This window comes from Acinetobacter sp. OYA S30, from assembly GCF_033599315.1.
Taxonomy (GTDB): Bacteria; Pseudomonadota; Gammaproteobacteria; order Pseudomonadales; family Moraxellaceae; genus Acinetobacter; species Acinetobacter baumannii.
The window spans coordinates 95,421-119,111 of sequence record NZ_JAWVAV010000007.1; the positions used below are offsets into that span (position 1 = coordinate 95,421).

Here is a 23,691-nt window from a genome sequence, read left to right on the forward strand (position 1 = left end):
GTTCTTAATCTCAAAATAAGAAATGTTTAAAACCTAAGCAGTATATTGCAAAATGAAGAACGGGTTAGCTTCTGCATTAGACTGTAGAGTTCTAACAATTTTTAAGCTCTTCTAAGCGCACATGGCCCATTTTGCTAAGAATTAATTTAAAGTTTTTAAGCTGGTCATAAGAACAATAGATAAAACTGCCATTCGACTCGATGGGTAATCCAGAACTACCTTGAAAAATAATACTATTTTGTTTTTTTCCAAAACGTTGTAATTTCATAGAACCGTAGTGATGGTTAAGATCTATAGAGGTCAATAATTCTTCATTTAAATCATGCTGTAGATTACGGTTATTATCTACAAAGCTGATTACGCGGTTATCCCAATTCGTATTGCAGACTAATTGATCAGAACTTGGACAAAGTACAACATTCTTATGCCTAATAATTGCGTCATATTTGGCTTTTTGTATATGAATTGTGAGTATACGCGGCGTATTTTTTAGTTCTACAGATGCCATAAATTGATGGTATAAAGGAATGGCTATAACTGACATAATCACAAGAATTACGAGTGTTATAGTGAGCTCAACTGTAGTAAAACCAGGAGATTTAAACATTAAAAAACCTTAATATATGTATAAATAGAGCAATTTTATGTTTTCTGACAATGATTTATATTATTTTTTATAATGAGGAAACACAAAATTAAATAAGGGTTATCAGTCGGCTAGAATACTGGTAAAATCACGGCAAGCGAAACAAAGAAGTTGTTCATATTTGCTAGTTGGGTAAAAAATTACCGAATTACAACGGAAATTGTAAGTAATTTTGTCAATAATTTACTTGATTAAAATTATCAAGCACTTGGAAAGTCTATCAAGTGTTTGTATGATTCAAATGTGAATAGCTTAAAAATAATACTGGGGTAAAAAAATATCTCAGGGGCCAATAAATTTAGGCTGAGCTTGAACAACAATTGTTATCTCTGGAGGATATCCATGAAATTGAGTCGTATTGCACTTGCTACTATGCTTGTTGCTGCTCCATTAGCTGCTGCTAATGCTGGCGTAACAGTTACTCCATTATTGCTTGGTTACACTTTCCAAGACAGCCAACACAACAATGGCGGTAAAGATGGTAACTTAACTAATTCACCTGAGTTACAAGACGATTTATTCGTTGGTGCAGCTCTTGGTATCGAGTTAACTCCATGGTTAGGTTTCGAAGCTGAATATAACCAAGTTAAAGGCGACGTAGACGGCGCTTCTGCTGGTGCTGAATATAAACAAAAACAAATCAACGGTAACTTCTATGTTACTTCTGATTTAATTACTAAAAACTACGACAGCAAAATCAAGCCGTACGTATTATTAGGTGCTGGTCACTATAAATACGACTTTGATGGCGTAAACCGTGGTACACGTGGTAACTCAGAAGAAGGTACTTTAGGTAACGCTGGTGTTGGTGCTTTCTGGCGCTTAAACGATGCTTTATCTCTTCGTACTGAAGCTCGTGCTACTTATAATGCTGATGAAGAGTTCTGGAACTATACAGCTCTTGCTGGCTTAAACGTAGTTCTTGGTGGTCACTTGAAGCCTGCTGCTCCTGTAGTAGAAGTTGCTCCAGTTGAACCAACTCCAGTTGCTCCACAACCACAAGAGTTAACTGAAGACCTTAACATGGAACTTCGTGTGTTCTTTGATACTAACAAATCAAACATCAAAGACCAATACAAGCCAGAAATTGCTAAAGTTGCTGAAAAATTATCTGAATACCCTAACGCTACTGCACGTATCGAAGGTCACACAGATAACACTGGTCCACGTAAGTTGAACGAACGTTTATCTTTAGCTCGTGCTAACTCTGTTAAATCAGCTCTTGTAAACGAATACAACGTTGACGCTTCTCGTTTGTCTACTCAAGGTTTCGCTTGGGATCAACCGATTGCTGACAACAAAACTAAAGAAGGTCGTGCTATGAACCGTCGTGTATTCGCGACAATCACTGGTAGCCGTACTGTAGTAGTTCAACCTGGTCAAGAAGCGGCAGCTCCTGCAGCAGCTCAATAATTTGAGTTCTTGAACAGTAAAAAAGCGACTCGTTAGAGTCGCTTTTTTTATGGCGATTTTTAAAATATTTGGTCATTTGTAAATCTCCTGATTCATAATCTCTTCCCATCATTACTTAAAATAGTTACCAAACACCTTTCTTCAATTGCTGTTTAGTATCTTGTCTATTTCTACGATGTTGAGCACGAGGTTTTTCTGTTTCGTGCATACCACCTTTGTGAAGTAGAGGGGATAGAGCCACTTGATTACGGACCTTAATTTTCGGCATTTCTTTAATTTTCATGTCTTAACCTTTAATACATAAAACTTGTTTAAGAGTATGAACGACTTCAATGAGATCTGCTTGATTGGCTATAACCTCATCAATATCTTTATAGGCACTAGGAATTTCATCGACTACATCACTGTCTTTACGGCATTCAATCCCTTGTGTTTGTTCAATCAAGTCTTGCTGATTAAAAAGAACTTTTGCTTTGCTTCGGCTCATTTTGCGGCCAGCTCCATGAGAACAAGAACAAAAAGATTCAGGGTTTGCTTTACCTTTAACAATATACGAGCGTGCTCCCATAGAACCTGGAATAATTCCTAACTCATCTAAACCTGCTCGAATTGCCCCTTTTCTTGTAACAAAAAGGTTTTCACCAAAGTGTGTTTCTTGACTCACATAGTTATGGTGACAATTGATTGCTTCTTTCGTCATTTGAAAAGAAGGTAGAAGAGGGCGAATTGCTTCTAATATTAATCGCATCATTTCTTTACGATTTTCAAAAGCATATTCTTGAGCCCACTCTACTGCTTCTACATAATCATTAAAGCTTTGCGAGCCTTCAGCAAAATAACTTAAATCTTTATCAGGCACGTGCCCAAAGCGATGTTGTGCCTCTTTCTTGGCTAACTCAATAAAATAAGTACCTATGACGTTACCAAGACCTCGGCTGCCCGAATGGAGCATCACCCATATATCTTGATTTTCATCAATACATAACTCTATAAAGTGATTACCGCCGCCTAAAGTACCCAACTGTTTTTGCCATGTTGCCTCAAACTGACGAAGCATTCGGACAAGACCCGGATGCTTTTTAATAATAGGTTCTAAGCGTTTTTCAAGTGGAATAATGCTAGAAGCTTTCGCTTTGACTTGGTTGTGCAAAGCAAATCCAACCGGCACTTTCCGTTCAATGGCGTCCCGCAAGCGGCTTAAGTTATCTGGAAGTTGTGAAGCTTTCAGGCTCAAACGAATAGCATTCATTCCGCAGCCAATATCTACTCCCACTGCAGCTGGAATAATGGCATGTTTAGTAGGAATGACGCTGCCTACAGTTGCACCTTTTCCAACATGCACATCAGGCATAACAGCAATATGAGAATATATAAATTGCAGTTGTGCCATTTTCTTGAGTTGTTCAATACTTTCACTATCTATGTCTTGAGTGAAAATTTTAACGGGGACACCATATTGTGCCTCTTCGTTTAATATCTTTTGTATGCCCATAATTATTCTCTTATTTATTGTCCGAATAGGCATAAAAAAACCTAGCGAATGCTAGGTCTTAAATTCGAACATTCGGACAAGTGAATTAAATTTGTACACTTGTCCGTGAGCTGACATCGTGCCAAATCGTTACTGTGTTTTACCTTGTAGTATTGGCATGATGTCCTCCTTTTTTAAAAAGTGCCGTTGAAAATCTGAACGGCATTTTACCTGTTTTTAACTAAAGATCAAGTTTTTGACCTTTGATAAGCGCTGATTAATTACTTGAACTCAGTATTAATCTTGCTCTGGTTTTACATCCATTTGATCGTAAGGGATTAATTTAGTTTTATTTTTCCATTTATATCCAAGCCAGATTACTAAGAATAAAGGCAAGCTGATATAAGTAGAAAGTAAGCCAATCCAGTCAATTTTACCGCCTAAAACCGCTTGGTAGTTTTGTCCTAAAATAATGACAGAACAGAGGATAAAGGCAAACCAAGGTGCGAATGGGAAAAACTTAGCGCGGTATGCAAGATCTTCTAATTTATAACCTTGAGCAATATAACCTTTACGGAAACGATAATGCGAAATTGCAATACCTAACCAGACAATGAAACCACACATTCCTGACATATTGAGGAGCCAGTTAAAGACTTGCTTTTCTCCGATAAAAGTCGTTAAGAAGCAGAATGCAGCAATGAATGTAGTTGCATATAACGCATTCATTGGAACACCACGATTATCGAGTTTTGCAAACCATTTTGGTGCACGGCCTTGTTGCGCCATATCAAATAACATACGGGTAGAAGAGTACATGCCCGAGTTACCTGCCGACAAAATAGCAGTCAAAATAACTGCATTCATTAAGCTTGCAGCAAAAGCAAAACCTACTTTTTCATAAAGTAAGGTGAAAGGAGAAAGAGCAATATTTTCTGTTGCTGCTGCTTGTAATAAGTTTGGATCATCATAGGCAATAAGGGTGCCGATAATGAAAATACACAAAATATAGAATAATAAAATTCGCCAGAAAATCTGTTTAATTGCAAGCGGAATCGTCTTCTTCGGATCTTTTGATTCACCCGCTGCAACACCTACCATCTCGGTTCCCTGAAATGAGAACCCAGCAATCATGGCTACCCCAATCATGGCTTGTAAACCACCTACGAATGGTGCCTCTTTATAAGTCCAGTTGCCAAAAGTTGCTACTCCTGGTGTCAACATAATCTTAATAATCATGGCGATACCAATAATAATAAAGGCAACAATGGCAATTACTTTAACCATGGAGAACCAGAATTCACTTTCACCAAATCCTTTTACGGTCATCGCATTAATCATAAAGATAATGACGAGAAAGAGGGCGCTCCAATAGAATCCGGGAACATCTGGGAACCAGAATTTCATAATAAACTGTACGGCAACGAGTTCAAACGCAACCGTAATTGCCCAGTTGTACCAGTAGTTCCAGCCTAGAGCGAAACCAAAACCCTCTTCGACATAGCGACTTCCATAGGTAAAGAAAGCACCGGATGTTGGTGTGTGTGTCGCAAGTTCACCTAAACTGGTCATTAAGAAGTAAATCATAATACCAATGAGGGAGTAGGCGAGTAACGCCCCACCTGGACCTGCATTTGCAATGGTTGACCCAGAAGCAAGGAAAAGACCTGTACCAATGGAACCACCAATGGCGATCATATTCAGATGACGAGCCCCAAGCTTACGCTGGAGTTTTTCAGGAGCATGTGTTTCGCTCATGGAGATTCCTTACATAGTTTGTTATGCACAGGCATATAACACCTTAAAGCCTTGAAGATCAGTTTTAATCTCACACTGACCAAAGTGCTTCTCAATTAAGATCGGATAGTTTAAAAAACGGTTCGCTACAATCCATAGCTCACCTGATGCCTTTAAATGTTTTTTAGCGTTCTGGCAGAGTCCTTCACTTGCATCATAGTTGGTATGAATACCCTGATGGAAGGGAGGATTACTGACAATGGCATCAAGTTCTGTTGGGGCGTCTGCAATTCCTGTAACAGGCTGCAATCTCAACTGGTCTGAACCTATTCCATTTCGACTAAAAGTCATTTCCGTTGACTGTAAAGCGAAGGCATCAATATCTAGGGCATGGATAATATTACTTGAATTTGCTTTTGCCAAATAGCAACTGATAATTCCAGCTCCACACCCGAAGTCGGCAATTCTACCTGATTTCACCTGATTTAGATAAGGGAGTAAAACAGCAGTTCCGACATCTAAATGAGTTTGGCTGAAAACGCCGGGTAGGGCACAAATGGTAAGTTCTTGCCCATTTACTTGAACAGTATAGGTTTTTAACCAGCTTTCAAGAGGTTTGATCTTTTCAATTTTCTCAATTTTTAAATGCCATAACTGACAATGTCGGGCACTATCAAGTTTAAGTATTGTGCCAAAGTTTTGTAGTTGTTTGGCAGCTCTCTCAACACCACCTTTTTTTTCACCTACTAAAAAAACTGATTGGTCAGTTTTCAGATGGCTCATCACTACATGCAATATATAGTTTAAAAGCTCTTTTGATTTTGGAACAAAAATTATAGCCTGATCAAACTCTTGTGATGGAAACTCAACCGAGAAATGAGCTGGTGTGCCTGTATTCACAAAACCCTGATAGTCAGCATAATTCCATGTCCAGACTGATGCATCAATCTCAGTGGGTAATTGACTGACTAGGGCGTCATTCGGTGCATTAATTAACAAGACCCTACCTTTTAAATAATCTTGTTGTCTTAATATCACTTCACTTCTAGGGTCCATGTACATCTCTCATGAAGAAGAATGCCCAGTGAAAACTGGGCAATAATCAAAATTAAAATTGGTTATTTATGTGTTTCTGGGAGTACAACATTTAAAATTAATGCTGCAATACCGCCTGTTGCTACGCCGGAACTAAAAATATTTTTAAATAATTCTGGCAGATGCTCCAAAATTTGTGGCACCTGAGCAACACCCAAACCTAATGCAAGTGAAATCGCAATAATTAAAAGGGCACGGCGATCTAAATGAATTGATGAAAGTATATTAATACCTGAGGCAGCAACGGCGCCGAACATTACCATGACTGCTCCACCTAATACGGCTTGTGGAACAGCTTGTATTACACCAGCTACAGCAGGGAATAGACCTAATAAAATGAGTAAAGCAGCAATCCAGATTCCTACATAACGACTTGCTACGCCAGTTAATTGGATAACACCATTATTTTGGGCAAACACGGAGCTTGGGAAAGTATTGAATAGGCCAGCAAGTAGTGAATTTGCACCATTTACTAACACACCACCCTTAATACGTTGCATCCACTGAGGACCATCTACAGGTTGGTTTGATAGTTTACTGGTTGCCGTTACGTCACCAATTGCTTCTAAAGACGTAACCAAATAAATAAATGCCATTGGAATAAATAAGCCCCATGAGAAGCTTAAGCCAAAATGCATCGGTGTCGGAATTTGAATCACGGGCGCATCTTTTAGACCAGAGAAGTCTAGATATCCCATAAAGCCGGCAAGAATGTAGCCAATCACTAAAGCAATTAAAATAGCTGAACTTTTAATCCAGACAATACGAATACGGTTTAGGACAATAATAATAGCAAGAACCGTACACGACATTATAAGGTTATCAGCACTGGCAAAAGTATGGTCCTGCATGGCTTGATAACCACCGCCCATACTAATCAAACCTTCTTTAATGAGCGTTAGACCAATCAGGAGTACCACAATACCTGTCACAAGGGGAGTAATTAGCTTTTTTACCCATGGGAGAATTTGTGATACGCCCATTTCAATAAATGAACCTGCAATCACAACACCAAAAATAGCAGCCATAACTTGATTGACTGGTGTACCTGCAGCAACCATTGCACTGCCAATACCGATAATCGGGCCAATAAAGTTAAAACTTGTACCTTGAACAATAAGTAAGCCTGCACCAAACGGACCAACTTTTTTACATTGTAAGAAAGTCGCGATTCCTGAAATGACCAAAGACATTGATAAAATCATATTGGTTTCATTTCGTGGAACGCCTAGTGCTAAGCAAATTAGAAGCCCGGGAGTAACAATCGGGACAATAATTGCAAGCAAATGTTGAAAGGCTGCCAAAAAAGCCACGAACGGTTTTGGTCGGTCATCTAGCCCATAAACGAGGTCAAGACGGTCTTGTGATGGTTGATTGGACATGGGAGTAAATACGCCGCAATTTCGCAAATTGGCGCTATTCTAATCGAGATACCTATCTTTACAAAACGAAATACAGACTATTGGAAAATTTTTTTGTCAATGTCAATAAACTGTCACTACTCAAGAGTAGTGTTTTTCTGTATAATTTGCCCTCAAATTTTAGGCGTTTCGAATTTTCATGTCAGATATCAAAAATCTCCGTAATATCGCAATTATTGCGCACGTCGACCACGGGAAAACCACACTTGTCGATAAACTACTTCAGCAATCAGGTGCTCTCGGTGACCGAGCAGGCGAGATTGAGCGTGTCATGGACTCGAATGCGCTTGAAAGTGAACGTGGTATTACCATCTTAGCGAAAAACACCGCTATTACTTGGTTAGACAAACGTACAGATACAACTTACCGTATCAACATCGTGGATACCCCGGGACACGCCGACTTCGGTGGTGAAGTAGAACGTGTAATGTCGATGGTTGACTGCGTACTACTTCTTGTTGACTCACAAGAAGGCCCAATGCCACAAACTCGCTTTGTGACTCAAAAAGCCTTTGCTCGTGGTTTAAAACCAATCGTGATTATCAACAAAGTTGACAAGCCAAGTGCTCGTCCAGACTGGGTAATCGATCAAGTATTTGATTTGTTTGATAACCTTGGCGCAACTGATGAGCAACTTGATTTCCCAATCGTTTATGCATCAGGTTTACGTGGTGTAGCGGGTCCTGCTCCTGAAGAGCTTGCAGAAGACATGACTCCGTTGTTCGAAACGATTGTAGACATCGTTGAGCCACCAGCTGTTGATGTTGATGGTCCATTCCAAATGCAGATTTCATCACTTGACTATAACAGCTTCGTAGGTGTTATCGGTGTTGGTCGTATTCAACGTGGTTCTGTAAAACTAAATACTCCTGTTACTGTAATTGATAAAGAAGGCAATACACGTAACGGCCGTATCTTAAAAATCATGGGTTACCATGGTTTAGAGCGTATTGATGTTGATTCTGCATCTGCGGGCGATATCGTATGTATTACTGGTATTGATGCACTTAACATTTCTGACACGATTTGTGATCCGAAAAATGTTGAAGCATTACCACCTTTATCTGTAGATGAACCTACAGTGTCTATGACTTTCCAAGTAAACAACTCTCCGTTTGCTGGTAAAGAAGGTAAATTCGTAACTTCACGTAATATTCGTGAGCGTCTTGACCGCGAATTAATTCACAACGTAGCTTTACGTGTTGAAGATACTGACAGCCCAGACCGTTTCAAAGTATCTGGCCGTGGTGAACTTCACCTTTCAGTTTTAATTGAAAACATGCGTCGTGAAGGCTTCGAATTAGGTGTATCACGTCCGCAAGTAATCATTAAAGAAATTGATGGTGAAAAACAAGAACCTTACGAAAACGTAACGTTTGACGTTGAAGAGCAGCACCAAGGCGCTGTAATGGAACAAATGGGTCACCGTAAAGGTGAAATGACCAATATGGAAGTTGACGGTAAAGGCCGTATCCGTATTGAAGCAACTGTTCCTTCACGTGGTTTAATTGGTTTCCGTTCTGAATTCTTAACCATGACCTCTGGTACTGGTATTATGACTTCAAGCTTCTCTCACTATGGTCCTCTTAAACAAGGTACTGTTGCGAAGCGTCAAAACGGTGTGTTGATTTCTATGGTTCAAGGTACATGCTTGGGCTATGCATTATTCAGCTTACAAGACCGCGGTCGTTTATTCGCTAAGCCACAGTTAGAAGTTTACGAAGGTATGATCGTAGGTATTAACTCTCGTTCAGACGATATGGTTGTAAACCCAACTAAAGCGAAACAGTTAACTAACGTTCGTGCGTCTGGTACTGATGATGCTTTAACTTTAACACCTGCAATTGAATTCACGCTTGAACAAGCTCTTGAATTTATTGAAGATGATGAGTTAGTAGAAGTTACTCCAAAATCAATTCGTATCCGTAAGCGTTACTTGACTGAAAACGAACGTAAACGTAACCGTGATAAATAATTTTTCTTAAATGAAAAGAAAAACCGCTAAATTCGTTTAGCGGTTTTTTTATTGCTTACTGGTAATGCTGAAAGAAAACTTAAAGTCATATTTTTCTTGTAAGCAAATATGTTGTTAAAGTGTGAAATAGCTTTCTTTTTTTGAAAAAAATATTAAATTATCAATATCATGGCGAGTACTATCTAGACGGATAAGAGGCCAGTGAAAAAAGAAAAATATGATGTGTTCCTCCCCCCTACATCTGGAGATGTTTAGATGAGTATTATTCAAGAATTTAAAGAATTTGCCATTAAAGGCAATATGATGGATTTAGCCATTGGTGTAATTATTGGTGGTGCTTTTGGCAAAATCGTAGACTCGTTAGTAAAAGATATCATCATGCCGCTTATCACTGTAATTACTGGTGGTGGTGTTGATTTCTCACAGAAATTTATCGTGTTAGGTGCAAACCCTAATAACTTACAATCTCTAGATGCCTTACAAAAAGCAGGTATCAATGTATTAACTTATGGTAACTTCCTGACCATCTTAATTAACTTCCTGATTTTGGCTTGGGTTGTGTTCTTAATGGTGAAATTATTAAACAAACTTCGCCGTGATAAGAATGAGCCAGAAGCTCCAGCTGCAACTCCAGAAGATATCCAATTATTACGTGAAATTCGTGATGAATTGAAAAAACAAGCTTAATAAAAAGAATTTGAGTATAAAAAACGGTACCTAGAGTACCGTTTTTTATTACATAGCATTTTATACTGGACTAGAGATATTGATAAACTTGCTAAATCACAGTTAAGTTTAGCTAAGCAGATAGAACAAGGAACATAAATTAATGAATCAGCTTTTTGTATATGGAACTTTATGCCCTAATAAAGCAAATGCTCATATTTTAGAGCAGATTGGTGGTAACTGGACAAAAGCGAGTGTACGAGGAGTGATTCATATTTTAGATTGGGGACCAGACAAAGGTTTAAAGGCTTTAGAGTTAGATCCAGAAGCAGATTGGGTAGAAGGCTATTTGTTTAGCACAGAAAAGTTAGCAGAAAACTGGCAAATGTTAGATGATTTTGAAGGCTTTCAATACCAACGCGTGATAGCAGATATAAAATTAGAATCGGGTGAGTATGTTAAAGCCTGGACATATCAAATCAATATGCAGGCTAAAGCTTCTCACAATTACAAGTAAAATGCTGAAATCAACGTAAGCCAGTCATTCTGAATTTAACTTCTAAGAGGTGATAGCCAAACTGGCTTTTGATTGGACCTTGTAATACACGTTCAGCAGCCGTAAAAACTACTTTGTCAATGACAGGCACCAATTGCCCTTTTTTGACTTCACCAAGTTCACCACCACGTTTTGCCGAATTACAGGTGGAGTATTGTTTGGCAAGTTTGGCAAAGTCAGCACCACTTTGTAGCTTCTTTTTCAGTTGTTCGGCTAAGTCTTTATCTTTGACTAAAATATGTCGGACAATTGCTGTTTGCATGTTGTCTTCCTCCAAAAAATTAAGGCTTTCTCAGCTTTTTAAGTGGTTGGCACTGTGGGCAAAATACGCTGGCACGCTGACCAAGTTTTAAGTTTTCTAATGTGGTTTCACAGTTAACACACATTTCACCGGCACGACCATAAGCGAGTAAAGTCTGTTGAAAATAACCATTTTCACCCATGGCATTGCTGTAGTCTCGTAAAGTCGAGCCGCCTAAATCAATTGCTGACTTCAAAATTCGCTTAATCTCAACAACCAGTTTCTCAATCTGTTGCATGGTTAAATCACCAGCGGGCTGTGCTGGATGAATGCCAACATTAAACAAGCTTTCAGTTGCATAGATATTGCCAACACCAACCACTACATGATTATCCATGAGTGCAATTTTTATGCCGACAGATTTATTCTTGAGTTTAGAAGCTAAATATTCTGCATGAAAGTCAGTACTTAAAGGCTCTGGCCCTAAAGTATCGATGAGTTTGCCTTGAGTTTCAGGATTAAGCCAAAGAATACAGCCAAAACGACGTGGGTCATGGTAACGTAACTGCTGATCTTCAAATTGAATAATGAGATGATCATGTTTTCTCAATTCATCGTTTGGTTGACACAGGCGAAAACTACCTGACATTCCTAAATGCCAGAGCATTTGATCTTGTTCAAACTCTGCCAAAATATATTTTGAACGTCGATTTAACCCAATGAGACGTTGCCCAACAAGTTTCTGAACATTATCTGGTATAGGCCAGCGTAAGCTAGGATTGCGTACTTCAACACTTAGAACTTTTTGATTCAATAAGGGAAATAAACTGGTTTTGGTGGTTTCGACTTCGGGTAACTCAGGCATGCCAACTCGCAGAATTAACAGATATACTGGATTAATCAAGTATAACGTGTGGTATGTAATATTTCAGAGAATACTATGTCAGATATTTTACCATTAAGCTGGTTTCAACGAGAAACTTCGGAAGTAGCATATGATTTAATCGGCTGCGTATTATGTAAGCGACAGCCTGATGGACAAGTTATCCGCTGTACAATTAGTGAAACAGAAGCTTATTTGGGCGTTCGCGATAAAGCCTGCCATAGCTACAATGACAAACGTACCGCACGAACAGAGGTGATGTATCGCCATGGTGGTACCATTTATGTCTATTTAATTTATGGCATGTATGAAATGCTCAACATTATTACTCAAACAGAAGGTGTACCTGAAGGAGTGATGATTCGATCAGCATTTTTAAATAGTGCTTCAACTAAAAAAGAATATAAGCTTTTGGCTGGGCCCGGCAAACTGACGCGGTATTTAGGTATTGATCGGACCTTAAAGGGCCAGACTTTGGGTGAAGAATCTGGACTATGGATCGAGGCGGCCACTACACAGCCAGAAGTGGTTTTAACGCCACGTATTGGAATTGATTATGCCGAGGAAGCAAAAGACTGGCCTGAACGGTATTGCTGGAAAGATCATCCATCATTAAGTCGATAATTCTCATCTGGCAAACAAATTTATATGGCAAAACGAGCGTTCCAGATTTACAACAATGTAGACCGAATTCTATATCCAGACAAGACACTGCTTTTTGTTATCATAACTACAATATAAATAAAGGAAATAAGCATGTCCTTATTACGCTTAGACCGACTTCATTACTGTATTTTGATGAGTATGGGCTGTATTTCTAGCCCACTTGTTTGGGCAGAAGACTTAAATTCAGACGTTGCCAAATTGCCAACTTTACATGTGGAAGCGACACGTACTGACACCGGTTATTTACAAACACCAGCTTCGGTTTTCCGAATCGAGACACCTCAAGTGGACAGTTCTTCACAAGTAAATTTAACTGAAGTTGTGAAGGGCATACCGAGTTTACAGATTCGTAACCGTGAAAATTATGCGCAAGATCTACAGCTATCTATGCGTGGTTTTGGTGCACGTTCTACGTTTGGTGTCCGTGGTATTCGTCTTTATGTGGATGGTATCCCTGCAACAATGCCAGATGGGCAGGGCCAAACATCTAATATCGACTTAAGCAGTTTAGATCATGTTGAAGTTCTAACAGGGCCTTTTTCTTCACTTTATGGAAATTCATCAGGCGGTACTATTTTAACTTCTACTAAAGAAGGGCAAGGGAAGGACTCAATTGAGCTGAGCTATTCGGGTGGTAGCCATGATAAAAGCCGAGCAGGACTTGTGCTGCAAGGTGGAGCAAAGGGTGCGAATGAACCAAGCTATATTATTAGCTCATCATACTTTGATACCGACGGTTACCGCGAACATAGCGGTGCAGAAAAAGTACTAAATAATGCAAAGCTCAGCTGGAATCTTGATGATGGTAGTAAAATCAACTGGGTAACCAACTATGTAAAAATCCACGCTGATGATCCGCAGGGACTAACGCATGATCAGTGGAATGCAAATCCAAAGCAACAAGTTCCATTTTTAAAGCAATTTAATGTTCGTAAAGATATTGAACAAACCCAAACGGGCGTGACATGGTCTAAGCCGATTAATGACAAAAATGAACTCTATGCCATGGCATATTTAGGCAATCGTCAAGTCACACAATATCAATCTATTCCTAAGTCCACCCAAGATGCGAGCATAAACCATGCCGGTGGAGTCATTGATTTTGAACGTAATTATTATGGTGCTGATTTCCGTTGGACGGGTAAAGAGTTGCTTCCAAATACCACGCTAAGTGTCGGTGTTGCACTTGATGCAATGGATGAAGATCGTAAAGGTTTTGAAAACTTTAATTTAGTAAATGGTCAACCTTCTTATGGTGTCAAAGGTAATTTACGTCGTGATGAAGACAATACTTTATGGAATATCGATCCATATTTACAAGCTTCATGGCAGTTCTTACCTACATGGCGTTTAGATACGGGTGTTCGCTATAGCAATGTCCACTACAAATCTGAAGATAACTATTTAAGTAATGGTGATGATAGTGGTAAGACGGATTACGATAAAGTTTTACCGTCGGTCGCTTTAAGTTGGCAAATTTTACCTGAACTTATGGCCTATGTAAGTTATGCCAAAGGTTTTGAAACACCAACTTTTACTGAAATGGCATATCGACCTGATGGTCAAAGTGGTTTTAATTTTGATTTAACAGCTTCAACAAGCGATACCTATGAAACAGGTTTAAAGTCACAGAACCAATTAGGTGATTTTACTTTGGCGGTTTTCCAGACTAAAACTAAAGATGACATTGTTTCGGCCGGTAACTCAAATGGCCGATCAACGTTCCGTAATGCAGATAAAACCTTACGTGAAGGCGTAGAATTTGCATGGAATAAAAAGTTATGGCGAGACTTAATAGCGACCGCAAGCTACTCGTATTTAGATGCAACCTTTGATGCTGACATTCCAGCATTAGGAAATATTGCTCAGGTTTCCTCAGGAAATGCCATACCGGGTATTGCCAAAAACCAAGCTTATGCCTCTTTGGCATGGCAGCCATCGCACGGTCTATATGGTGGCGTAGATGTACAGTATATGGACAAAGTATACGTGAATGATACCAACAGTGACGCAGCACCGAGCTACAGTGTAACTTCAGCAAATGTTGGTTATGCATGGGTAATTGGCGATTGGAAAGTCAATAGCTTTGCTCGTGTAGATAACCTCTTTGATAAAAAATATGCAGGTTCAGTGATTGTAAATGACGGTAATAGCCGCTATTTCGAACCTGCTGATGGACGTAACTGGAGTGCAGGTTTACGTGTAATTAAACAATTCTAGGAATTAAAAATGGCAAAATTATTTGAAACGGTTAATTTCGATTCACTACAACTGGTCAATAGAATTGTAATTGCCCCAATGTGCCAATATTCGGCAACAGATGAAGGCGAAATTACCTATTGGCATGAACAGCAATGGGCAAATTACGCGTTGTCTGGAGCTGGACTATGTATTGTGGAAGCTACAGCTGTACAGGCGGAAGGTCGAATTAGTTATGCAGATCTTGGCCTTTGGAATGATCAGCAACGTGACCAGATCAAAACTTTATTGGGAAAAGTTAAAACACTTTCTCCTATGCCATTTGGAATTCAGTTAGCTCATGCTGGACGTAAGGCATCTACTGAAAAGCCTTGGTTGGGTAAAGGCCAAATTGCAAAAGATCAGCCACATGGTTGGCAAACAGTTGCTCCAAGTACAAGTACTTTTTCGGTTCATGATGCAGCGCCACATGCTTTAACCATTGCCGAGATTAAACAAATTCAACAAGACTTTGCAGCTGCGGCCAAACGTGCAGTTGAAGCGGGCTTTGAGTTAATTGAGGTACATGCTGCTCATGGTTACTTGCTACACCAATTCTTATCGCCAATTGCAAATCAACGTACTGATGAATATGGCGGCTCTTTAGAAAACCGTATGCGTATGACGCTAGAGGCTCTTCAGGCAATTAAACTTGCTGTTCCCGAAGGTTATCCGGTAGGGGTACGTTTATCTGCAACAGATTGGATGGATGGCAATGAGCAGTGGGATATTGAGTCTACGGTTGGTTTATCAAAAGCCTTAGAGCAGTTAGGTGCGGCCTATATTCATGTCTCTAGTGGTGGTTTACATGAGCATCAAAATATTACTATTGGAGCCGGTTACCAAGTTCCTTTCGCGGAACAGGTTAAAAAACATGTATCTATTCCTGTGATTGCGGTAGGACTTATAACTGACCCACAACATGCTGAACAAATTTTAGAAAACCAGCAAGCTGATGCCATTGGTCTTGCTCGTGCAATGTTATATGACCCACGTTGGCCATGGCATGCTGCAGCTACATTGGGGGCAAAAGTCAAAATTGCTCCTCAATATTTGCGTTGCCAACCACATGGCTTAAAACAGCTTTTTGATTCTTTTTAGTTTTTAATATTCGGGCAAATTAAGATTTGCCCGTTTTTCTTTTGAAATGAGTGAGGAAGTAGTCTGTGGTTTTTCAGGTAATTCTACCAATTTTGATTTTGTTATTAATGGGGTACTGTAGTGTCCTCATTAAACTGGTAACACCTGAACAAATTAAGGCTCTGAGTGCATTTGTTATTAAAATTTCTTTACCTGCTTTTTTAATCCAATCTTTAGCCAATAAAAACTTACAAGATATTTGGCACCCAGCTTATTTTATTGCTTATGGTGGCGGCTCTTTAATCTTGTTTTTTTTGGCTTTTATCCTTTACCGCAAGTATTTTAAAAATAGCCTGACACATAGTGCAGTCATATCGATGGGCGCTTCTATGTCAAATACAGGTTTTATGGGTACAGCGATTCTAACCATGCTAATGGGGAGTCATGCTGCAATCTATATATCTTTAACCTTAATTATCGAAAATTTATTAATAGTTGCTTTAATGCTCATTTTGGCAGAAGCGGGTTTGCATCAACAGCAACGGCTTTTGCCTTTACTGAAAAAAACATTCATTAATTTACTTAAAAACCCTGTAATTATTGCAATTTTAGTTGGGATGAGTTGCATTTTGCTAGATATTCATCTGCCTTCAAAACTTGGTCAAGCCTTAGAGCTTTTAGGAAGAACAGCTTCGCCTCTAGCATTATTTGCTATTGGTGGCAGCTTGGTTGGTATTGGTATTACCGCTGTGAATTTCCAAAGTATATTGTTGGCTGGATTTAATGTCATCCTTATGCCTGTTGTGATTTTTGGGCTGTTCCTTTTACTGCCAAACGTGAGCCAAGAGATGTTATATGCTGGCACTTTACTTGCTGCGCTGCCAATGCCGATCGCTTTTGGTATTTTTGGGCAAGCCTACGGTTTAAATGAAAGAGCATTAACCCCCTTAATGATTAGTACCATTATTGGCTTTATGGGGGTGAGTGGGCTTATTGCTTTGTGGTGGTAAAAGAAAAGCCCCATGTGGGGCTATTGTCTCTTTACTATTTTTTAGGAGCTGGCTGCGTAGGAGCGGCGGCAGCTTGTTTATTCTTCTCAGCAATAATTTTTTCGACCGAAGCTAAAGATTCTCTAGCATTAGGAACATTTTGCTTAGCAAGCTCAGTAAAGATCTGTTTTGCTTGAGGCAAGTTCTGAGGAATGATATTGCCATTCGCCATCATGGTTGCTAAAGCCATAGATGCAGGCGCGTAACCCTTTTGGGCAATTGTTTGTAAAGCTTCAATGCCTTGGCGTTTCATTAAAGGATTTTTATTTTCAACCCCTTGGCTAATATCATAAAGCGCTTTGACCTGAATAGCAGGGTAGTTTCCTTTTCTAATCAAAGGCGCTAGCTTTTGTAAAGCAATTTGGTGAGATTGAGGTTTTTTCTGTGCAAATAAAATGGTCGCTATTTTGACAGTTGCATCATCAGAACCTTGAGCTGCTGCTTTTTGAATATATTGACTGAATTTGTTACTATCTTTGGCAACACCTAATTCACCAGTCTCATAAATTTGTGCAAGCGTGTAACTCGCTTGAGCATAACCTTTATTTGAGGCATCTTCATAATATTTCAGAGCTTTGGCATTATCTTTGGCAGTACCTTGGCCCATTTGTGTCATATAGCCTAAGTTATAGATGGCTTGAGCATTTCCTGTTTGTGCAAGACGTTGGACTTCTTGAAAGGCAGCAGGATAATTTTTTGCTGCGTATAGCTGCTCAGCCTGTTTAAATACATCGTTTTTAGCTGCAGAAGCCGTAGTGTCTGCTGCAAAGATTGATGAACTTGAAATGGCAATTAGACTGGCGATAAGTAATTTCTTCATTTCTTTTTAACCTTTTACTTTGTAGCTACATCATTCCATCGATGTATTAGCTCAATTCAATTTCTCATCATAAATATTGATGGCCGAAAGTAAACAGCCGATTTGTATATAAAACGATGTCTATAAAGCAAACTGTGGAGAAAAATAATACGCCACTCTACTTAAGAGAATGGCGTATTGGATTATTTTACTGACTGTAATAATGCTTCAATCTGTTTTGCATCACTTGGTACGCCAGAGATTCTTTGACCATCTTGTAAGAACAGAGTTGGTGTGCCATCTATATTTAATTTCTGGCCTAAAGCAATATTTTTCTGAATTGGACTTGTACAGCTTTTGCCAGCTGCTGGCAATTTACGGTTAAGCATATAATTTGTCCAAGCTTCTGAAGGGTTTTTAGAGCACCAGATTTGATTAGAAACCTTTTCAGCATTTGGATGTAAGCTGGTCAGCGGATATAAGAATACATATACCGTTACGTTATCCACCCCAACCATATTTTGTTCTAGACGCTGACAGTAAGGGCAATCAGGATCACTGAAAATATAAAGAGTACGTTCTCCTTTACCTTTGACGTATTTAATTGCCTGATTTAATGGGAGACTTTTAACATCTATTTTACCCAATTCGGCAATTCGCTCTTCTGTCATATTTTTTTGTTGTTTGATATCAACTAAATTGCCTACAAAAAAGTATTTTGCATCTTGATTGGTATAAACAATACGACCACTTGTATAGACTTCATAAATTCCAGCGACAGGTGACTGATAGACACCTTTTACAGGGAGGTCTGGATAATTTGTCTTCAGATTTTGTTCAAGTGTTTTAACATCAGCATGAGCAGAACCGAAAAAAGCCAAACTCAACATGAGTGTAGCAAGTTTAGTTTTCATATTTTTTCTCTTAGATTACAACGTGGATTATGATGGCATAGAAAACTTAAAAAATTGATGCCCTAATTTAATGAATTCATTAGAATTTTGTATCTATAGAAAAGCCCGCAGATTTATCCACGGGCTTTTAATTTATTAAATATAATTATTGTGGTCTAGCAACATCACCACTTAAAGCTTCTGGTAAATCTAAAACTTGAAGACCTAACTCTTGAAGGGCGGCAGGTTTCGCAACAACTAAGGCAATATAACCGTCAGTAGTTTGGGTACTATTAACCACTTCTACATCATTGTGCAGTTGAGTTGCTGGAGCAGGTGCATCACCCGTACCTTGAACTAAATGCAACCAGTGTTTTGGTTTTGCCTTAAACCAAAGGCGCGCCACAATTTCTTGACCTAAGTAACAGCCTTTATCGTAATTGACGCCTTCGCGTTGATGTAAACGTAATTCTTGTGGCTGAAATTCATGTTCAGTCGCTTGAGCAATCCATGCTTGACCTGTCATGATGGCTTGTTTTTGCCATTCGGAAATATCAGTTTCTGTAGAGCTGAACTCAGTATGGCCATTCACAACTTTTGGGAATACAGCACCTTGTTCACTTAAGGTCATTTTTGAAAAAGCACCATATTTTTTAATGTGCTTCGCAAATTCTTCAGCTTGATCTTGAGTGACAATAATGTCAAAACTTTCTGCATTATTCTTTTTTAGCCACAAGCCAAAATGGATGCGGCCTTTAAGATCACAAATGGCTGTATAGCGTGTTTCATTTTCAGCTAAACGTTCAGTATCTACAGTCACTTGGCCTTGTAAAAACTTTTGTGCATCTACACCGTTTAATGCATATGAGGAGAAAGCGAGCAGACTCATGATTAATCTCAAATTCAATATGTTTATTTATGATTGCTGACTATTTTGCTCCATTTTTACTAAAAAATCAGCCATAGTTTTCGTAATTTACTTTTGTATAAAACAATAGGTTTAGGTCAAAAAAACACCAAAAATATACGTTAAAAGAAATTCTACGGTTTAAGCTATTCAACATAATTTTTATAACTTAAATGGACTTAAAATAAGGAGAAGACAATGGCAATAGGTACAGTAAAATTACATCGAGTGTTTAAGGCACCAGCTGAACGAGTTTATCGTGCTTTTCTTGACCCAGATGCTTTAGTTAAATGGATGGCACCTCACGGTTTTACCGCGAAGGTTCATAGTTTTGATGCAAAAGTAGGGGGCTCATACAAAATGAGCTTTACCAATTTCTCAACCGGGTCAACACATTCATTTGGAGGTACTTATGTTGAGCTCGTTCCCAATGAATTAATTCGTTATAACGACCAATTTGACGACGCAAATTTACCAGGCACGATGCAGGTCACCATTACATTAAAAACAGTATTGGTCGGCACAGAAATACACATTACCCAAGAAGGAATACCTGAAGTTATTCCTGTGGAAGCATGCTATTTAGGCTGGCAAGAGTCTTTATCTTTATTGAAGTTGTTAGTAGAAGCCGACATTCCAGATCAATAATTGTCTTTTTTAATTGAGATTTAAATAAAAAGTGAGTAGAAAAACTACTCATTTTTTATTTTTTAAACACTATCAAAAATGAACAAAATATTGAATGATCATATGAAGCTCAATGTGTTAAGCCTTCTTGTGAGATAAAGATATGAACATACAAATTAAAAGAATTTATGACGATGTAAGCGGTGATGATGGAAAGCGAATTTTGGTTGATCGACTATGGAGTCGAGGGATTAGCAAAGAAAATGCTCATTTAGATTTATGGTTAAAAGAAATAGCTCCTTCAACCGAACTTCGTAAGTGGTTTCATACAGAGTCCGCAGAACATTGGAATGAGTTCAAACAACGTTATTTAAAAGAACTAGAAACCAACCCCGCAGTAAAAGAGTTATTAGAAATCGTTTCACATCATAAAGTCACACTTTTATATTCGGCTAAAGATGTGGAACATAACCATGCGATTATTTTAAAAGAATACTTATTAGAAAAGAGCAAAAGTTAAATATATAAATTTTTTTTTGGTAAAAGTCTTTTATTTAAAACTTTAAAAAATGAGTCATATCTCGCATAATATACTTTTTGAGATTTTTTTATGTCTTTGCCAAACTGTCCAAAATGCCAATCAGAATATACATATCAAGACGGCGATTTATTAATTTGTCCAGAATGCTCACACGAGTGGAAAGAAGGGGAAGCTTTAGTAACTGAAGAGCAAGAAGTTATTAAAGACGCTAATGGAAACGTTTTGGCGGATGGCGATAGCGTTACTGTAATTAAAGATTTAAAAATTAAAGGTTCTTCTTCAGTTGTTAAAGTCGGAACAAAAGTAAAAAGTATTCGTTTAGTTCCAGACGCAAGTGATGGTCACAATATTGACTGTAAAATTGATGGTATTGGTCAGATGAAGTTAAAATCTGAATTTGTAAAAAAAGCTTAATTTGTTAATTTTAATTACATTTTGGTAGAAATTGCAGGCGTGATCTCTACCTTTTTACATTTCAACATCCTTATAATTTTATTACGATAATGTATAAAAAGTAGACTATCCAAAGCTTAATAGCTCATTTATATTGTCATTAAGAAGAATTAACTTTCGTCCAGAATAATAACGAAAGTCATACCCACACCAACAAAAAAACGAGGTTCATATGGCAGGATGGTACGAAATTACACAAGCGAATGATGGACAATATCGCTTTGTACTTAAGGCTGGTAATGGCGAAATTATTTTAAATAGTGAGCTATATAAAGCGAAAGCATCAGCAGTCAATGGTATTGAGTCAGTTCAAAAAAATAGTAGTGACGATGCGCGATATGATCGTTTAACTGCAAAAAATGGGAAACCTTACTTCAATTTAAAAGCTGCAAATCATCAAATTATTGGTTCGAGCCAGTTTTATGCCAGTGAAGCTTCACGAGATAAAGGCATTGAATCGGTTAAAAACAATGGATCTTCCACAACCATTAAAGACTTAACAGTTCAGGCGTAAAATTAAATTAAAAAAGCAGCTTCTAAAAGCTGCTTTTTTATTTATGTATTTATTAACGCGCTAATTTAGCTAAAAGTTCTTCTTTAGTTAAATTGCTCGCTTCAGCATCACGGCGACCTTTATATTCAAAAGTACCCGCATCAAGACCTTTTTCACCAATCACAATACGGTGTGGAATACCCATTAATTCAAGGTCAGAGAATTTAACGCCCGGACGTTCGTTGCGGTCATCAAGTAATACATCAAAGCCTTGGGCTTGAAGTTCTGCATAAAGCGCTTCTGCTGCTTCAAGAGTACGTGGTGATTTGTGTGCATTCATTGGAACAATTGCGATTTCAAAAGGAGCAATCGCTTGTGGCCAAATAATCCCTTTGTCATCGTAGTTTTGTTCAATTGCAGCTGCAACTACGCGTGTCACACCAATACCATAACAGCCCATTGTTACTGTAAATGGTTTGCCATCTTCACCGAGAACTTTACATCCTAAAGCTTCAGAGTATTTAGTACCAAGTTGGAAAATATGGCCCACTTCAATACCGCGTTTAATTTGTAGTATACCTTTACCATCTGGCGATGGGTCACCTTCAACCACATTACGCAAATCGAAAACTTCAGTAATCTGTGCATCACGTTCCCAGTTTACGCCTACAGCATGTTTGTCTGCCTCATTTGCACCAGCAACGAAGTCAGAAAGAACAGATGCAGCACGGTCAACAATTACAGTGATGCCTTTTTCAACTAAACCTTGTGGACCAGTGAAGCCAGCAGTTAAGCCAAATGCTTGAAGTTGTTCTTCTGTGGCAAACGCGAGAGGAGCGGCCACTAAAGGATGCTTCTCGGCTTTAATTTCATTCAGTTCGTGGTCACCACGTAAGAATAGGGCAACGACAGGTACATTGCCTTTCTCATCAGCAACGCCTTGAACTAATAAGGCTTTTACAGATTGTTTAGGATCAGCATTTAAGAACTGGCAAACATCAGCAATTGTTTTTTGATTAGGTGTTTCAACCAATTTAAATTCTTGTGTAGGCGCTGCACGCTCACCCACTAAAACAGCTTCAGCCATTTCAACGTTTGCTGCATAATCAGACTCAGTTGAAAATGCAATGTCATCTTCACCGCTTGCAGCTAATACGTGGAATTCATGTGAAGCTGAACCACCAATTGAACCTGTATCTGCTTGTACTGGGCGGAAATCTAAACCTAAACGAGTGAAAATACGGCTATAGGTGTCATACATCACATCATAAGTTTCTTGTAATGATTCTTGAGTTGCATGGAAAGAATAAGCATCTTTCATGATGAACTCGCGTGAACGCATTACACCAAAACGTGGACGGATTTCATCACGGAATTTGGTTTGAATTTGATAGAAATTTACAGGAAGCTGTTTATAACTTTTTAGCTCGTTACGTGCTAAATCGGTAATCACTTCTTCATGTGTAGGACCAAGCACAAACGGGTTGTCGTGACGATCTTTGAAACGTAATAATTCAGGACCATATTGTTCATAACGACCTGATTCTTCCCATAAGCTTGCGGGTTGAGTTACGGGCATGAACACTTCCATAGCACCTGAACGGTTCATTTCTTCACGAACAATGGCATCAACTTTTTTAAGCACACGTGTTCCCATCGGCAGCCATGTATATAAACCAGATGCCAATTTACGAATCATCCCCGCACGTAACATGAGCTGATGTGAAATCACTTCAGCATCGTTTGGGGTTTCTCTCAACGTTGCAAATAAAAAGCGGCTTGCGCGCATGGAAAAAGTCCTAAAAGTTAAGCGTTATAAAAACGCGGATTATACGATAGTC

At 38.7% G+C, this 23,691-nt stretch carries 24 protein-coding genes; 12 read left to right on the plus strand and 12 right to left on the minus strand.

Annotated elements, in window-relative coordinates:
* Positions 1-91: 91 nt before the first annotated feature.
* Positions 92-607: a GspH/FimT family pseudopilin gene (locus R5R67_RS05760; RefSeq protein WP_000477156.1), complete on the minus strand. Its 516-nt coding sequence runs from the start codon at positions 605-607 to the stop codon at positions 92-94.
* A gap of 381 nt (positions 608-988) precedes the next feature.
* Here R5R67_RS05760 and omp38 point away from each other — a divergent pair, with 381 nt between their 5' ends.
* On the plus strand, positions 989-2,059 hold the full coding sequence (omp38, locus tag R5R67_RS05765; protein WP_000777880.1) for an outer membrane protein Omp38: 1,071 nt from the start codon (positions 989-991) through the stop codon (positions 2,057-2,059).
* A 124-nt stretch (positions 2,060-2,183) separates the two neighbouring features.
* Here omp38 and R5R67_RS05770 read toward each other — a convergent pair whose 3' ends face one another.
* From R5R67_RS05770 to R5R67_RS05790, 5 genes are all read right to left on the minus strand, one after another.
* Positions 2,184-2,342 (minus strand): hypothetical protein, encoded by a 159-nt coding sequence (locus R5R67_RS05770; protein ID WP_000692859.1) that lies wholly within the window; start codon positions 2,340-2,342, stop codon positions 2,184-2,186.
* A 3-nt stretch (positions 2,343-2,345) separates the two neighbouring features.
* Positions 2,346-3,551: an RtcB family protein gene (locus R5R67_RS05775; protein WP_000512704.1), complete on the minus strand. Its 1,206-nt coding sequence runs from the start codon at positions 3,549-3,551 to the stop codon at positions 2,346-2,348.
* Positions 3,552-3,827: 276 nt separating this feature from the next.
* Positions 3,828-5,288: an amino acid permease gene (locus R5R67_RS05780; protein ID WP_000004971.1), complete on the minus strand. Its 1,461-nt coding sequence runs from the start codon at positions 5,286-5,288 to the stop codon at positions 3,828-3,830.
* Positions 5,289-5,309: 21 nt separating this feature from the next.
* Positions 5,310-6,323 carry a methyltransferase gene (locus tag R5R67_RS05785; protein ID WP_000371532.1) on the minus strand — a complete coding sequence of 338 codons (1,014 nt, stop codon included), beginning with the start codon at positions 6,321-6,323 and terminating at the stop codon, positions 5,310-5,312.
* A gap of 62 nt (positions 6,324-6,385) precedes the next feature.
* Positions 6,386-7,744 (minus strand): uracil-xanthine permease family protein, encoded by a 1,359-nt coding sequence (locus R5R67_RS05790; protein WP_000070856.1) that lies wholly within the window; start codon positions 7,742-7,744, stop codon positions 6,386-6,388.
* A gap of 178 nt (positions 7,745-7,922) precedes the next feature.
* Between R5R67_RS05790 and typA the strand changes: the two genes are divergently transcribed.
* The 3 genes from typA to R5R67_RS05805 all read left to right on the plus strand — a co-directional run bounded on the left by typA (position 7,923) and on the right by R5R67_RS05805 (position 10,941).
* Positions 7,923-9,758, plus strand: a complete 1,836-nt coding sequence (gene typA / locus R5R67_RS05795; protein WP_001280092.1) for a translational GTPase TypA — start codon at positions 7,923-7,925, stop codon at positions 9,756-9,758.
* A gap of 255 nt (positions 9,759-10,013) precedes the next feature.
* Entirely contained in the window at positions 10,014-10,445 is a 432-nt protein-coding gene (mscL, locus tag R5R67_RS05800; protein ID WP_000022555.1) for a large conductance mechanosensitive channel protein MscL, read from the plus strand.
* A gap of 142 nt (positions 10,446-10,587) precedes the next feature.
* Positions 10,588-10,941 carry a gamma-glutamylcyclotransferase family protein gene (locus tag R5R67_RS05805; RefSeq protein ID WP_001072493.1) on the plus strand — a complete coding sequence of 118 codons (354 nt, stop codon included), beginning with the start codon at positions 10,588-10,590 and terminating at the stop codon, positions 10,939-10,941.
* A gap of 10 nt (positions 10,942-10,951) precedes the next feature.
* Here R5R67_RS05805 and R5R67_RS05810 read toward each other — a convergent pair whose 3' ends face one another.
* On the minus strand, positions 10,952-11,242 hold the full coding sequence (locus R5R67_RS05810; RefSeq protein ID WP_001192454.1) for a peptidylprolyl isomerase: 291 nt from the start codon (positions 11,240-11,242) through the stop codon (positions 10,952-10,954).
* Between the two features lie 19 nt (positions 11,243-11,261).
* Entirely contained in the window at positions 11,262-12,086 is an 825-nt protein-coding gene (gene mutM / locus R5R67_RS05815; protein ID WP_001114566.1) for a bifunctional DNA-formamidopyrimidine glycosylase/DNA-(apurinic or apyrimidinic site) lyase, read from the minus strand.
* 75 nt (positions 12,087-12,161) lie between these two features.
* Between mutM and R5R67_RS05820 the strand changes: the two genes are divergently transcribed.
* The 4 genes from R5R67_RS05820 (at position 12,162) to R5R67_RS05835 (ending at position 17,098) form a co-directional block, all read left to right on the plus strand.
* Entirely contained in the window at positions 12,162-12,728 is a 567-nt protein-coding gene (locus tag R5R67_RS05820) for a DNA-3-methyladenine glycosylase (protein ID WP_001280163.1), read from the plus strand.
* Between the two features lie 132 nt (positions 12,729-12,860).
* Complete coding sequence (locus R5R67_RS05825) at positions 12,861-14,990, plus strand: TonB-dependent receptor family protein (protein WP_000055236.1); 2,130 nt, start codon at positions 12,861-12,863, stop codon at positions 14,988-14,990.
* Between the two features lie 9 nt (positions 14,991-14,999).
* Complete coding sequence (locus R5R67_RS05830) at positions 15,000-16,109, plus strand: NADH:flavin oxidoreductase/NADH oxidase (protein WP_001096151.1); 1,110 nt, start codon at positions 15,000-15,002, stop codon at positions 16,107-16,109.
* Between the two features lie 65 nt (positions 16,110-16,174).
* Positions 16,175-17,098 (plus strand): AEC family transporter, encoded by a 924-nt coding sequence (locus tag R5R67_RS05835; RefSeq protein ID WP_000231860.1) that lies wholly within the window; start codon positions 16,175-16,177, stop codon positions 17,096-17,098.
* A gap of 34 nt (positions 17,099-17,132) precedes the next feature.
* On the opposite strand, the gene R5R67_RS05840 is transcribed toward R5R67_RS05835, so the two are convergent.
* The 3 genes from R5R67_RS05840 to R5R67_RS05850 all read right to left on the minus strand — a co-directional run bounded on the left by R5R67_RS05840 (position 17,133) and on the right by R5R67_RS05850 (position 19,718).
* On the minus strand, positions 17,133-17,957 hold the full coding sequence (locus R5R67_RS05840) for a tetratricopeptide repeat protein (protein ID WP_000734693.1): 825 nt from the start codon (positions 17,955-17,957) through the stop codon (positions 17,133-17,135).
* Positions 17,958-18,139: 182 nt separating this feature from the next.
* The gene (locus R5R67_RS05845) at positions 18,140-18,850 is read right to left on the minus strand and encodes a DsbC family protein (protein ID WP_000850476.1); all 711 of its coding nucleotides are present in this window, start codon (positions 18,848-18,850) and stop codon (positions 18,140-18,142) included.
* 145 nt (positions 18,851-18,995) lie between these two features.
* Positions 18,996-19,718 carry a YgfZ/GcvT domain-containing protein gene (locus tag R5R67_RS05850; RefSeq protein WP_000054208.1) on the minus strand — a complete coding sequence of 241 codons (723 nt, stop codon included), beginning with the start codon at positions 19,716-19,718 and terminating at the stop codon, positions 18,996-18,998.
* A gap of 216 nt (positions 19,719-19,934) precedes the next feature.
* On the opposite strand from R5R67_RS05850, the gene R5R67_RS05855 reads away from it, so the two are divergent.
* From R5R67_RS05855 to R5R67_RS05870, 4 genes are all read left to right on the plus strand, one after another.
* A complete protein-coding gene (locus tag R5R67_RS05855) occupies positions 19,935-20,384 on the plus strand; it encodes an SRPBCC family protein (RefSeq protein WP_000974306.1) in 450 nt (149 codons plus the stop codon).
* Positions 20,385-20,526: 142 nt separating this feature from the next.
* Positions 20,527-20,883: a DUF488 domain-containing protein gene (locus tag R5R67_RS05860; protein ID WP_001025488.1), complete on the plus strand. Its 357-nt coding sequence runs from the start codon at positions 20,527-20,529 to the stop codon at positions 20,881-20,883.
* A gap of 90 nt (positions 20,884-20,973) precedes the next feature.
* A complete protein-coding gene (locus R5R67_RS05865; RefSeq protein ID WP_000056785.1) occupies positions 20,974-21,318 on the plus strand; it encodes a zinc ribbon domain-containing protein YjdM in 345 nt (114 codons plus the stop codon).
* Between the two features lie 211 nt (positions 21,319-21,529).
* Positions 21,530-21,871, plus strand: coding sequence for a YegP family protein (locus R5R67_RS05870; RefSeq protein WP_000929502.1), 342 nt, complete (start codon positions 21,530-21,532; stop codon positions 21,869-21,871).
* A 52-nt stretch (positions 21,872-21,923) separates the two neighbouring features.
* Here R5R67_RS05870 and R5R67_RS05875 read toward each other — a convergent pair whose 3' ends face one another.
* Positions 21,924-23,639: a proline--tRNA ligase gene (locus R5R67_RS05875; RefSeq protein ID WP_001202761.1), complete on the minus strand. Its 1,716-nt coding sequence runs from the start codon at positions 23,637-23,639 to the stop codon at positions 21,924-21,926.
* Positions 23,640-23,691 lie beyond the last annotated feature (52 nt).